This is a genomic window from Negativicutes bacterium, assembly GCA_018052945.1.
Classification (GTDB): domain Bacteria; phylum Bacillota; class Negativicutes; order JAGPMH01; family JAGPMH01; genus JAGPMH01.
On the sequence record JAGPMH010000041.1, the window covers coordinates 1 to 12,916 of the forward strand.

At 35.1% G+C, this 12,916-nt stretch carries 13 protein-coding genes; 2 read left to right on the plus strand and 11 right to left on the minus strand.

The genetic code is table 11. The features are described from left to right. Nucleotides 1-100 precede the first annotated feature (100 nt). Together KBI38_06620 and KBI38_06625 are read right to left on the minus strand one after the other, a co-directional pair. On the minus strand, nt 101-2,296 hold the full coding sequence (locus KBI38_06620; GenBank protein ID MBP8629729.1) for a sel1 repeat family protein: 2,196 nt from the start codon (nt 2,294-2,296) through the stop codon (nt 101-103). Between the two features lie 166 nt (nt 2,297-2,462). Beyond that, nucleotides 2,463-2,903 (minus strand): universal stress protein, encoded by a 441-nt coding sequence (locus KBI38_06625; GenBank protein MBP8629730.1) that lies wholly within the window; start codon nt 2,901-2,903, stop codon nt 2,463-2,465. A 175-nt stretch (nt 2,904-3,078) separates the two neighbouring features. On the opposite strand from KBI38_06625, the gene KBI38_06630 reads away from it, so the two are divergent. Beyond that, nucleotides 3,079-4,320 carry a threonine ammonia-lyase gene (locus tag KBI38_06630; protein ID MBP8629731.1) on the plus strand — a complete coding sequence of 414 codons (1,242 nt, stop codon included), beginning with the start codon at nt 3,079-3,081 and terminating at the stop codon, nt 4,318-4,320. A gap of 78 nt (nt 4,321-4,398) precedes the next feature. Here KBI38_06630 and KBI38_06635 read toward each other — a convergent pair whose 3' ends face one another. The 3 genes from KBI38_06635 to KBI38_06645 form a co-directional block, all read right to left on the minus strand. After that, nucleotides 4,399-5,613: a M20 family metallo-hydrolase gene (locus KBI38_06635; GenBank protein MBP8629732.1), complete on the minus strand. Its 1,215-nt coding sequence runs from the start codon at nt 5,611-5,613 to the stop codon at nt 4,399-4,401. A gap of 4 nt (nt 5,614-5,617) precedes the next feature. Further along, the gene (locus KBI38_06640; GenBank protein MBP8629733.1) at nt 5,618-6,469 is read right to left on the minus strand and encodes a DUF2520 domain-containing protein; all 852 of its coding nucleotides are present in this window, start codon (nt 6,467-6,469) and stop codon (nt 5,618-5,620) included. Between the two features lie 116 nt (nt 6,470-6,585). After that, nucleotides 6,586-7,281, minus strand: a complete 696-nt coding sequence (locus KBI38_06645) for a chemotaxis protein (protein MBP8629734.1) — start codon at nt 7,279-7,281, stop codon at nt 6,586-6,588. A gap of 427 nt (nt 7,282-7,708) precedes the next feature. On the opposite strand from KBI38_06645, the gene KBI38_06650 reads away from it, so the two are divergent. Further along, entirely contained in the window at nt 7,709-8,341 is a 633-nt protein-coding gene (locus KBI38_06650; GenBank protein MBP8629735.1) for a C40 family peptidase, read from the plus strand. A gap of 48 nt (nt 8,342-8,389) precedes the next feature. Here the strand turns inward: KBI38_06650 and KBI38_06655 are convergent, their stop codons facing one another. From KBI38_06655 to KBI38_06680, 6 genes are all read right to left on the minus strand, one after another. Next, nucleotides 8,390-9,106, minus strand: a complete 717-nt coding sequence (locus KBI38_06655; protein ID MBP8629736.1) for a hypothetical protein — start codon at nt 9,104-9,106, stop codon at nt 8,390-8,392. Nucleotides 9,107-9,238: 132 nt separating this feature from the next. Then, the gene (locus KBI38_06660; protein MBP8629737.1) at nt 9,239-9,691 is read right to left on the minus strand and encodes a hypothetical protein; all 453 of its coding nucleotides are present in this window, start codon (nt 9,689-9,691) and stop codon (nt 9,239-9,241) included. 1 nt (nt 9,692) lies between these two features. Continuing rightward, nucleotides 9,693-9,971 (minus strand): hypothetical protein, encoded by a 279-nt coding sequence (locus KBI38_06665; protein ID MBP8629738.1) that lies wholly within the window; start codon nt 9,969-9,971, stop codon nt 9,693-9,695. Between the two features lie 143 nt (nt 9,972-10,114). After that, nucleotides 10,115-10,543 (minus strand): protease inhibitor I42 family protein, encoded by a 429-nt coding sequence (locus tag KBI38_06670; protein MBP8629739.1) that lies wholly within the window; start codon nt 10,541-10,543, stop codon nt 10,115-10,117. Nucleotides 10,544-10,644: 101 nt separating this feature from the next. Next, a complete protein-coding gene (gene mqnE, locus KBI38_06675; GenBank protein ID MBP8629740.1) occupies nt 10,645-11,733 on the minus strand; it encodes an aminofutalosine synthase MqnE in 1,089 nt (362 codons plus the stop codon). A gap of 117 nt (nt 11,734-11,850) precedes the next feature. After that, nucleotides 11,851-12,816: a glycerophosphodiester phosphodiesterase gene (locus KBI38_06680; protein ID MBP8629741.1), complete on the minus strand. Its 966-nt coding sequence runs from the start codon at nt 12,814-12,816 to the stop codon at nt 11,851-11,853. Nucleotides 12,817-12,916 lie beyond the last annotated feature (100 nt).

Here is a 12,916-nt window from a genome sequence, read left to right on the forward strand (position 1 = left end):
TTGAGTAATTCGGGCTATGTTTGAACGCAGTGAGTTTAGCCCTAATTGCGAGTTTATAACTAGCACCAAACTATCAATTCAACCTTTGCGACTTGTATTTTTACTGCGGAATATTATCTGCCTTCTTCTCTAAGAACATTCTCAATCTTTCTGTTGCATCTTGATTTCCCTGCTCCGCTGCTTTTAAGTACCAGGTTAACGCCTCTTTATAATCTTGTTCTACCCCTTTACCTAACTCATACATATTTCCAAGATTAAATTGACCCCACTCATACCCAAGCTCTGCTGCTTTTTTATACCACTTCACCGCTTCATCAAAATCTTGTTCAATCCCCTTACCGCCATAATACAACATCCCCAGCGCATTAATGGCAAAAACATTTCCTTGCTCCGCCGCCTTCTTATACCAACGAAAAGCTTCTTTATAGTTTTGCCTCGTTCCTCGACCATGATAATACATATTACCTAAATTATATTGCGCCCAAATATGACCGACTTCAGCCGCTTTTTTATACCATCTAAACGCATGGAAATAATTTAAAAACGGCGGACTGCCACCATAATAAATATTTCCCAGGGAATTCATCGCTTCATCATTACCATTTTCTGCTGCTTTCAAATACCATCTCACGGCTTCTTTATCATTTTTTTCAATGCCTTGGCCGGCATAATACATATTCCCTAAAATATATTGCGCTAAGATATAACCATAATCAGCCGCAACTTCAAAATTTTTCGCAGCTTCAGCATAATCTTTATTAACACCTTTTCCTTGATAATACATGTTGCCTAAATAATATTTAGCTCGAAAATAACCTTGATTCGCCGATTTTTTATACCAATGATACGCGGCATGCTCATCTTTATTCACAAAGATTCCCTGGTTGTAAATTTGCCCCATCAACCATTGTGCTTCTCTATCATTATCCCGTGCTAAAATAACAAGTTCCTGAAAAACTTTATTAAAGGAAGCTTTGGCTTTTTTTTCATTATATTGTAGCTCTAAATTCGCAACCTCAAATTGGCAAAAACAATGCCCCAGCCTCGCCCCTAAGCGAAACTTTTCTTCCGCAAAATGTTTAATTGGTTCTACCCCTTCAAAACCACCAGACAATAGCTGTCCATAATAATACATCGCTTTGGGATTGGAGTTTTTTACAGCTTTCTCTAAAAAATTTAATGCAGTTTTAAAGTCGCCTAAATAGTAAGCTTTCTCACCTCTAATAAAATTTACATCTTCATAATCGACCACTACCAACTTATCAACCGCTGTAATAATTTTAAACTCCGTTAAAAAGCTCAATACAATATCATGTAAACTAAGATCAAAGCTACTTTCAATTTTTAAACTATTAGCTAAAAAGCTATCTAGCAAAGCATTGTTAGCTTCCACCGCCGTAAAATCAGTCTTATAAACCTGAACTTGTTTTAATAATGCATTAGCAATATAAGCTTCTTCTTGCTTTAATAACCGCACTTTTTCCACCGCAAATAACAGTGGCGTTTCCAGCAAAGTTAACTTTTTTAAATTAACTTTGGGCAAACCCTCAAAAATTTTATCTGCTAAATCGCTTTCTATAATTAACGCTTCAAAAAAATCTTTTAATTTGATATTTTTCTTCAGATCAATATCTAATTTTTCAAAAGTTTCTCGCAATAATAACAAATCTTCAAACGACCATTTACCACCAGCTTCACGATAAAAATCATTAACCAAACAAATTGTTTTGCCGGCATGATTTAAACTAGGATATTCTCGCCCTTTAAACACTTGATACTCAATAATATCTTGCCAATGTAATAAAATATCATTAGAGTTTTCAAAATTTTTATTTTCTATTTTATTTAATGCTGCAATCCCTTCATCAATCAAATCAAATAACTCTTGTCTCGTATTGATTATTGCTAGGGTCATATCTGCAAAATACATTAAGCTAAGGCGCGATCTCAAATATACTAACATTTCACGAGCAATAATATTTTGTGAGATTAGTTTTTTTATCATTTGTTCAGCGTAATATACCAATTTATCCAAACCGTCCCGCAAGTCATCTTGCACCCGCGGATTACCGATAAGACTGGCTCCCCATAGTTCTTTTAAATAATTGGTAGTTAGCAGTTCTTGATATTGCTCCGGCGTTAAAAATAAAATATTACAACTATCCAGTACAAATTTATTAATCTGAGCAATGTTATTGGCATATTTTTTAATCAAATTATTTAAAACAATATCAATTTCTTTCCGCTGAATAATCCCAAATAATTCTTTAGTTTTCTTTATTTCATTTAACTCCATGTAGACGCTCCCCTTAGCTCTTCGAAACATTTACTAATTTGTTTAAAATACGCCATTTATCAGTAAATACCCTGCAAATTTCTTTAAATATTATCAGTATTAACAAAATGTATAAAAAGTCCCATAATAAAAAAACCTGCAATAAAAATTGCAGGTTTCAGTCTATTTACTTCACAACCATTACCGGGCATTTTGCTCGTTCAATAATATTTTGACTAACACTGCCTAACAGCATTCCTTTAATTGCCCCTAAGCCCCTTGTTCCCATAATGATTAAATCACTGTTTAAATCACCGGCAAATTCTAAAATCACCGTAGAGGGATTACCGGCTTCACAATGAGTATTAGCAGCTACTCCCGCCGGCAACTTACTCATCGTTCTTTCTAAAATGGCATCACCGGTTTTAGTGGCAGCATCTAATACTAACTCCGGTAAAAAAACATTGGCAGTCATTTGCTGACCACTCATTACGCCAGTTATGTTAGCAACATATAAAAAATCAATAACAGCATTATTAGCTTTTGCTAAATTCACTGCTTGTTGTACTGCTCTTTCCGAGATTTCCGAACCGTCAATTGGTACAAGAATTCTTTTGATTTCGCTCATTGCTCTCACCTCTATAAATTTCATTTCTCCATCTTATAATATTACTATTCGCCATTTAATGGAACTATCCTTTTGTTTTTAACATCAAACAACAATCTTTTAATATTTTTTTCAGAATATGCTATAATACTTATCAAAGATTATTGCGTTAAATAACTAGCAAAGGAAGATTACTATGACGTCTCTTAATAAAAGTGTTTATGATGCACTCATCAATACTTCTCTAAATGATGTTTTTCAAGCAGCCAAAGATTTAGCTCCCATTATCAAAAAAACCGAATTAATGGAAAGCCCCTATTTCAGCAAAGAATGTAATAACCAAGTTTATTTAAAACCGGAAAATCTTCAAATTACCGGTGCTTTTAAAATTAGAGGCGCCTTTAATAAAATAAACAAATTAACTACGACTGAAAAAGATCGGGGAGTAATTGCCGCTTCAGCCGGCAATCATGCCCAAGGTGTTGCCTATGCTTCAAAATTATTAGGAGTTAACGCTACTATCGTAATGCCAGCTACCACCCCTATTATAAAAGTAGAAGCCACTAAAGAACACGGCGCTACAGTTGTATTATTCGGTGACTCTTATGATGATGCCTACAACAAAGCGTTGACCTTAGCGCAAGAACACAATTATGTTTTCATTCATCCGTTTGATGATTTAGATGTTATCATCGGTCAAGGTACTATTGCTATTGAAATATTGGATGAACTAGCCGATGCTCATGCAATCTTAGTGCCAATCGGCGGTGGCGGTCTAGCCAGTGGTGTTGCCTTAGCCGCTAAACACATTAATCCTAATATCAAAATAATCGGTGTTGAACCGGACGGTGCTGCTTGTATGAAATACTCTCTAGCAAAAAACAAAGTCAGCACCCTTGATTATGTTGACACAGTAGCCGATGGTACCGCCGTCAAAACCCCGGGCGAACTCACCTTTTCTTTCATCCGCCAATATGTTGATGAAGTAATAACAGTTTCGGATTTCGATATTATGGCAACCATTTTATTATTAATCGAAAAACACAAATTAATCTCCGAAGGAGCCGGTGTACTAGCATTAGCCGGATTGAAAAAACTAAATTTTCATAATAAAAAAGTCGTTAGCATTATTAGCGGTGGCAATATCGACATTTCCACAATTTCTGCTATTATTAACAAAGCGCTGGTTGTTCGTGGCCGCGTCTTCTGCTTCTCTGTCAATTTACCAGATAAGCCTGGACAACTTTTAAAAGTAGCAGAAATTTTAGCTAGCCAAAGTGCCAATGTTATCAACCTAAATCACAATCAAGCTAAAGTTACTAACAGTTACAAACAAGTGGAGCTGGAAGTTACGGTCGAAACCAATGGCGATGAACATATCGAACAAATTACTACCGCACTGGAACAACATAATTTTATTATTCAAAAAATTTATTAAAAAAAGACTAAGGCTCTTACCATTCTTGGTAGACCTTAGTCTTGTCTCATTATAACTGCTTACAATTATTTAACCTCGTTACTCCGCATCAGCCAGCTTTAACAATTCTTTCAAGACCAAACACGCTTTAACAATGTCACTAATTTCACTATATTCTTGCGGATTATGACTAAGACCATTATGTGACGGCACAAAAATCATTCCGGTTGGAACAAACTTCGCAAAATTCATACTGTCATGTCCGGCGCCACTAGGCATAACTTGGTAAGAGTAACCTAGTTTGGCACAGACAGCCTGGCTAGTTTTCAGTAACTCTTTATCTAACAGTACTGGCTCTTCATCATTTTTCATCTCAATTTGAAGCTTTAACATTCTCTTTATCGCTATAACACTAAGTAATAATCTCAACTTACCGAAAAAATCTTTTTTCAATTTACGGTCAATACTTCGCACATCCAGCCCTAATTCAACCTGACCGGCAATAACATTCATAACATTAGGCGTTGCTGTTATAATGCCCACTGTCGCTACCAAATCAGCTCCATATAGCTTTCCTAACTTTTCTACTGCCAAAATAATTTCAGCAGCACCACAAAGACCATCTCGTCTTAAATTCATCGGCGTTGCACCAGAATGATTCGCTTCACCCTTGATAGTAATAACAGCTCTCGTTGGCGCAAAAATACCATTTACCAAGCCCACTGCTACATTATTTTGTTCTAACACAGCTCCTTGTTCAATATGAATCTCCCAAAACGCCTTAATCTGACCTTGATATTGGGCGCTACTTACTCCAGCCCATTTTTTTTGTTGTAAAACTTCACTAAAAGTAATCCCATCATTATTTTTTATCTTAAGGCTATCAGCTTCAGTCAACAGTCCCCAAAACGCCTTACTACCTAATGTCGAACAACCAAACAAACTTGATTCTTCTGCCATAAATACGACAATTTCTAGTGGATGTTTATTCTGATAATTTTCAGTAGCGAAACTATTAATAATAGCTAATGCTCCTAAAACTCCGACAACACCATCATAATTTCCGCCATCAGGAACGCTATCTAGATGAGAGCCCATCATTAAGGCCGGCAAATCAGCCTTACCTTCTTTTCTCGCAATAACATTACCAACACCATCACGATAAACCTGCAAATTACAATCCCGCATCAGCTTAATAACATAAGCTACGACCTTTTCATGTTCCGGTGAAAAAGCCAATCTCATAATTTTTTGTTCAGTATCCAGACCAAGCTGTGCAATTTCCGCAAAAGCTTTTTCTAAATATTTTTTCATATCCTCACTCCAGTGCTAATTGTAATTGTTCATAGTTTTCCTTGGAAATATTATTTACCCTTTGACTTAATTGCACTGTTTTTCTGCCTAAAACTTTGTATAGTTCCAACTCTTGAGGAACAAACTGCTGTATCATTGTTAAGTGGGCCCTAACCGTTTTATAATCACCCCGGGCAATCGGACCGGTTAACCCTTTGGCACAACCTTTATGTTTAATATTATTTAAACTACCTAATACCAATGGTAACAATGCTAAAAAGGCCTCTTCTTCTGCTATGTCTAGTGCTGTTAATAACGTTAGTGAACTTTGCATTAAGGTCACTAAATAATTAGAAGCAATCGTGGCGGCCGCATGATAAAGGGCTCTTTTTTCCTCGGGGATTACTAAAATCTTTCCACCCAGTTCCCTTACTATTTTTTTAGCAACAACTAGACTTTCAGCCACACCATTAATCGCCATATACACGCCTTGAAGACTGGTCAACTGATTTTCCGCAAAAGACTGCAAGGGATGAATGCTACCAATCAGTGCGCCCTGCTTTTGAACAGGTGCCAAGACACTTAAGTCCGCCGCGCCACTGCAATGAAAAACAAATTGATTCTTCTGTAGCACATTTTTCTGCGCTAAAATTGTCGCTACTTTTTTGATATTAGCATCATTTGTAGTAATAAAAACAATCTCAGCCTCACTTATTGCTAAAAAATCAGTACTAACAACACTATTAACTACTTTAGCCAATTTTTCCGCTGAAGCCATACTATTGCTACTAACACTACTAATGTGATAGCCCAATTGATATAACGCTGTTGCCAGCACCGTTCCAACTTTACCGGCACCAATTATCGCCACATTCATCACTTTCACCCCTTATCTTAAATTTAGTTTACCATATCTATTAAGACTTGTGCTGACTATTAAGTTTAAAATAAAAAAGAAGATTGCCGGAGCAATCTTCTGACTATTTTTGTAGCTTATGCGTTTATTTTAATACCTTCGATTAATTGTCCTCTAGTATGTTTTTCCGTTACCATTGCCGTCTGCTCAATACCAACAATAATCGCCTGCATTGAGGTTTCGATATTACCAAGGATTGAGTTGATTTTTTTCGTCGCTTCAACACTATCCTCTGCCAATTTTCTAACTTCATTTGCAACCACAGCAAACCCCCGACCTTGCTCGCCCGCTCTCGCTGCTTCAATCGCAGCATTAAGACCTAGCAAATTAGTTTGTTGTGAAACTTTATTAATAAAGCCAATTACTTCGTGCGTATTATTAATATGTAATTTTGCTTCATTTACCGCATCAGATAAGCTTTCAACTTTCGCATGTAATTCTTCGTTTACTAATGCTTGTGATTTAACTAAATGATATAACATATTTGTAATATAGCCTTCAATTACTTTTACATGTTCCTGTTTGTTTTCTTCAATAATACGGTTAACTTCGGCATTACCTGTAATATTAAGAACCACATCAATCCCAGGATGTCTTACTGCTTCACGAAGATCTTGAAACGTTCTAATCCCTAGTTTTTGAGCTAATATAACTGCTACAGCATCAGCTTTAACATCCGCTACAGCCACAATTTCAACTTCCTTTACAAGCTTACAAAGATCAATTATCCCTGCGCCACCTCTACCGCCACCAACTAATAAAATCTTAACCATTTTGTTTACCCCTTTCGCTCTCTGTTTCTCTATCTTCATAAAACACTATAATTTAGATTTCTCAACTACTCTTATAGCTACTACTTATCTATCTTAATCATTTCTTAACAATAATTTCATAAATAATACCTATGAAAATAATATTTAAATTAGTATAATACCTATTCGACTAAAGTCTTGCTTTATCCTGCAAAAAAAATATTCCAAAAAATAAATTTCGTCAGATTTCGTCATTATGTTACATTTTATGTTGTATTAATAATAGCATTTTTTTAAAAATTTGTAATTAAATTTTTTTATTATTATTTAAAAATAACAAAAAAAAATTTATAATATTATTACATTAATTTTAAAAATATCATTAACTAAGTATAAGGAGAAAACCATGCCAAAAATCAAATTTATCTATAAATTTTTAATTACTGTCATGCTTATTATTATACCCAGTAATCTAGCCTTCGCTAAAACCAATCTCAGTATTAACGCTACCGGCTCAGCTGTTAAAACCGTTCAAGAAAAACTGTTAAAATTAAATTATCCTATCAAAAAAGTTACCGGTTTTTATGACAAAGACACTTATCTGGCAGTAAAAGAATTCCAAAGAAATAATAATTTAACAGTAACCGGCAAGGTCGACGATCAAACTATGTCCATCTTAAAAAAATCAACCAAAAAATTGACACCAACTAGTTTTTCGGCTAAAGGCACCGCCATCTTGGAAACCGGAAAAAAATTCTTCGGTACTCCCTATGTCTTTGGTGGCACAACTCCTAAAGGCTTTGACTGTTCAGGTTTTGTCCAATATGTCTTTGCTCAAAACTCTATCAAATTACCACGCACTGCCGACTTACAATATAAGGTTGGCACAGTAACAAAAAATCCGCAAATTGGTGATTTAGTCTTTTTTTCAACCTACGAAAAAGTACCTTCTCATTGTGGAATTTATGCCGGTAATAATACCTTTTTACATGTTTCATCTAAAAAAGGCGTTAGAATTGATCGGTTGGATGACCCCTACTGGAAACCATTATATTTAGGCGCTCGCAAAGTTTTACCATAAAATTAATGCAACAAGGAAGATGAAACTACTCATCTTCCTTTTTTATCGCTATTTACCTTTTATCATTTTACTCAAATCATTAATGTAAGTTTCGCACACTTTTCCAGCAACCTTATCCACATTCGGTGAACTAAAGACTCCACCGGATGAAGATTTTTCATCAGTTCGAGCAAAAATAACGTCTCCGGTTTTATTATCAGTTAGTTTAAACTCTAACTTTACAACGGCAATTTTCTCAGTCCAAGGATCAACATAATTTGTTTTCTTATAAGGTTGCGAAATAGTAGTCCAAGTTCCATCCGAATTTTTTATTTTAATTTCTTGATACTCTGTGCTTTCGTAAGTATAACCTTCATGCTCTACATAATCATAATGATATTTTTTTACCACAACCGTTAAGTTAGCATCAAAATTATTTTTTAAGTATTGTGCCAATACAGCTTGCGCTTTAGCTTCATCTTTATTTTTTTGTTCCACATAGTCACTATGTAACAACGCATATTGCTTTTCTAAACCATAAGAATCAAGTAGCGGAACAAGTTTCTTTTTCGCATTTTCCAATAACGACTGTAACACAACCTTGTCAGCATATTCATTTTCAATAAATTTCTGTGCATCATTATCAATCATACAAGTAACCGGAATGCTTTTTAATTTTGCAAAGCTGTAATTTACATCTTTAAATTCAGACTTTTCGGCAAAGCCAATTCCCCCGAGCAGACTCCAACAGAAACAAGACAGCACTAACAATTTTAAAATTTTCATCAGCTCAACCCTCTTTTCTCAATAGTTCATAATCTTAGCTTACTATAGATGACTATATTTTTCCACCTATTCCTTTACAACTAAAAAAACTAAAACAGCTTAGTATCTATAACTAAGCTGTTTTATTATTTACTATTTATAGTTATTACTTTTCATTTTATTTTCTTTTATCTTACGCCAAATAAAGCTACCTAACATAATCAAACCACCAAATAAAATTACATTCGCCAATACACCAAAAAATAAATCAAAGAACCCACTGCCGCCTAGACCAAACATTTGTGAAAGCATCCCGCCTAACATCATTCCTCCGGCAATCATCCCTAAGTTGCGCATAAAACCACCGGATGTGCTCTTTTGTTGCCCCATGTTAGCATTACTTTTAGCATTAGCCTCTGGTGCTTTTTCTTTATAGCTATTAGCCGGAGCTGAAGCCTTATAATCACTGCTAGTATTAGTGTTCGCCTTTTGAGTATTAGATATCTTTGGTGCTGACATTTTCATTTTAGAACCACCTACTGCCGCAAAACCAACGGTATTAAACATCAATAAACTAACCATCGTTAAAATTAAAATTCTTTTCATTTTATTCCTCCTTTTGAGCTTTAATATCTTCAGCAAAAGCATAAATTTCTGCCAATCCTTCTAGCTCACCCGATAAATATCGATCAATATCATGAACATCAATATAAAACTTACAATCAACTTCCAAATAGCCCTGTTCTCTTCCTTGACTAATGTCTCTTATCGCAAGTAATTTTTCGCGCATATCCAGACATTCTTCGCGGGTTGCCGTAACATTAAGCTTTACTAACGGCACACCATATTCTCTTAACACATCATGTAAACTTAATCTTTCTGACATTTAGAACCTCCATCAATTTTTATATTACTTACTACTATATTTTACCTCAAAAACTCTTTTTTCGCAAATTTCGTCATTTTTCATCTTTTTAAGATATTATTACAATAAAAACGCGTCCGCATTAATAATACGGACGCATCCTTCTATTTTTTAGATTTTACTATCAGTTCGAAATTTTTAACATTATCAGTATTTTTTTCCCAGACTCTAGTATAGTTAAGCTTAATTTTTGCAACACCACTCTCTTTAATCATAAACTCAAACACTTTTAGATGCGCTGCACCAACTAATCCCGCAGGATTATCATCAATAACTATCTCCTCTGTCAACTCCACTTGTTGCGGTAAATCTATAATTTGCCAAGAATAACCCGTACTGGTATTTTCATTTAAAGTAATTTTAATAACATCACCCACTTTGGCACTAACTTCAGCTTTATCATACGCGGTAACAACTTCAATTTTATTAACAGCATGCTGTGCTAAAACCGGTGCTGTGTTCATAAAACTCAAAGTTATTAAGAAACTTACACACATACCCACAATTATCAAACATTTCACTTTATTATTCATTTTTACATTCCTCTTTATCCACAGAGATTTGTTAATATTTTCATTATACTGCAGTGCTACAGCAAAATAAAGAGAAGATTGACTGGCAATCTTCTCTAGTTTTACAGTATTTTAACAATGTTATAATTAGAATCACGCTCTACGGCAATTCGACCCGTCTGCTTGATTACATCAATTAAACAATCTTGCGATAATGATGTACTGGACTTAGCTCCAGCCGCATGCATTATTTTTTCTTCCTTTATCGTACCATCAATATCATTAGCCCCAAAACCTAAAGCAATTTGTGCAATCGGTAAAGTCAACATTACCCAGTAAGCTTTAATATTTTTAAAATTATCCAACATCAAGCGGGAAATCGCCATCGTTTTCAAATCATCCCAGACCGTAGTACGCTCAATCTTTTGCTCTAATTCCGTATTAATCGGATGAAACGGAAAACAAATAAAGGTTTGAAAACCACCGGTTTCATCTTGCAATTGGCGTAAAGAGAGCAAATGCTCAACTCTTTCCTCAATAGTCTCAATGTGCCCATATAACATACTGGCATTAGTCTTTAAGCCTAACTTATGTGCAGTACGCGCAACTTCTAACCACTCATTAGCACTAGCCTTATTCGGACATAACTCATCTCTTACCCTATCCGATAAAATTTCCGCACCGCCCCCCGGCATTGATTGGACACCGGCAGCAATTAACTCCTGTAAGACCTCTTCTATCGACTTACCGGAGATATTAGCAAAATGAGTTATTTCTACCCCGGTAAAAGCTTTTAAATGAACCTGCGGTAACTGTTCCTTTATACTTTTGATAATATCTACATAAAACTCAAACGGCCATTTAGGATGTAGTCCGCTTACAATATGAAACTCTTTTAAGTCAGGGTCCTTCGCTGCATTTTTAGCTAGCTCCAACGCCTTTTCTTTCGTCATTTCATAAGCTTGCTTACTATCTAGGTCACAACCAAACGCACAAAACTTACAACGTGAAAGACACACATTAGTTAAGTTTAAATGACGGTTAACATTGTAATAAACATAATCTCCACTGATTTTTTTGCGTCTTTCATCAGCCAGCATCCCTAGCCACGCCAAATTATCACATTTATATAACGCCATTGCATCTTCCTTCGACAATCGCTCTCCGGCAAACACCTTGGCCTCAATAGCCTTTAGGACATTGTCCAACATAAAACACTCCTAACCACAACAAAAACTAAGATATAATATCCAACCATATAATTTTACATCATTTTATTACTACAGACAAGAATATTAAGGTTTTTGTTAGTGTTAGCTAAACTTATTTTATAATCTATTCAGAAATTTTAAAACTTGGTCAATATTATCAGTAATAATCCCGTCAATACCGTATGAAATTAGCTTTTTCAGTAACGGCTCATCAAAAGTCTTACCACTGTGTTCCGGCCACGTCCAGGCCACAACTTTTAAGCCATAACCATGCGCTTCTTGCACCTCTTCAAAGGTTAAAGCAACATCCTCCACCGACCAAACAGCCCCACCTAAAGACTTAATCATTAAAGGAATAGAGTTATTATAATTTTTCAATAAATGTCCTGCAGTCCATTTACCGGCAATTAAGGTTTCTTCATTATAAAAACTATCATCATAACCGGTTGCACCTTGTATTGCAATGGACTCATATGAAGTTAAATAACTGGTTTTTATGGTGCGATCTAGTTGTTGCACGGCTAATAAGCATTGATAATCAAAACTTTGAACTTCCACCCGTTCTAGCAACTTGTATTCTGTCAACAATTGATACAATTTGTGAATCAGTATGTTATTATTGGCACTAAAATTAGGATTATTAACATCACTCTTTATTTCTAATTGTAACGCTGTCTTAGGATAATTTTTTAACAATCTGAACAGTTCACTTAATTCTAAAATTTCACTTTTGGGCAGAGCTGTTTGTTGCGGAAAATATTTTTTATATTCACTATGAGGATTAATTTTTCCGCTATTATAATTTTTAATTTCACCTAAGGTTAAGTTTTTATACAAAAAATGCTCCGGAATATTTTTTGTACTAGCACCAGCTACACCGATAAACTCGCCGTTATCATTTTGAATTAAATCAGCATTAACATATAAATCATGGGCTAAGATAATCTTTTCATCCTTAGTCAATACAATATCACCATCAAGATAATCCACACCTAATTCTAATGCAAATTTATACCCCTCTAAACTATGCTCCGGCAATAGCCCTCGATAGCCACGATGACCATAAACAGCAATTTTCTTCATTAACAAGCACCCCCTTTGAACGATGGTTTAAACAATTGTTAAACGATAGTTAAGCAGTAGTTAAACCATTGTTCCACTCGAAGAACTTTCTTACTGCCTT

Bases quoted from the DNA above. Each gene is read 5' to 3' on its own strand.
- KBI38_06665 (MBP8629738.1), bottom strand. From the start codon at position 9,971: ATGTCAGAAAGATTAAGTTTACATGATGTGTTAAGAGAATATGGTGTG.
- KBI38_06670 (MBP8629739.1), bottom strand. From the start codon at position 10,543: ATGAATAATAAAGTGAAATGTTTGATAATTGTGGGTATGTGTGTAAGT.
- KBI38_06645 (MBP8629734.1), bottom strand. From the start codon at position 7,281: ATGGTTAAGATTTTATTAGTTGGTGGCGGTAGAGGTGGCGCAGGGATA.
- KBI38_06650 (MBP8629735.1), top strand. From the start codon at position 7,709: ATGCTTATTATTATACCCAGTAATCTAGCCTTCGCTAAAACCAATCTC.
- KBI38_06630 (MBP8629731.1), top strand. From the start codon at position 3,079: ATGACGTCTCTTAATAAAAGTGTTTATGATGCACTCATCAATACTTCT.
- KBI38_06635 (MBP8629732.1), bottom strand. From the start codon at position 5,613: ATGAAAAAATATTTAGAAAAAGCTTTTGCGGAAATTGCACAGCTTGGT.
- KBI38_06620 (MBP8629729.1), bottom strand. From the start codon at position 2,296: ATGGAGTTAAATGAAATAAAGAAAACTAAAGAATTATTTGGGATTATT.
- KBI38_06625 (MBP8629730.1), bottom strand. From the start codon at position 2,903: ATGAGCGAAATCAAAAGAATTCTTGTACCAATTGACGGTTCGGAAATC.
- KBI38_06655 (MBP8629736.1), bottom strand. From the start codon at position 9,106: ATGAAAATTTTAAAATTGTTAGTGCTGTCTTGTTTCTGTTGGAGTCTG.
- mqnE (MBP8629740.1), bottom strand. From the start codon at position 11,733: ATGTTGGACAATGTCCTAAAGGCTATTGAGGCCAAGGTGTTTGCCGGA.
- KBI38_06640 (MBP8629733.1), bottom strand. From the start codon at position 6,469: ATGAATGTGGCGATAATTGGTGCCGGTAAAGTTGGAACGGTGCTGGCA.
- KBI38_06680 (MBP8629741.1), bottom strand. From the start codon at position 12,816: ATGAAGAAAATTGCTGTTTATGGTCATCGTGGCTATCGAGGGCTATTG.
- KBI38_06660 (MBP8629737.1), bottom strand. From the start codon at position 9,691: ATGAAAAGAATTTTAATTTTAACGATGGTTAGTTTATTGATGTTTAAT.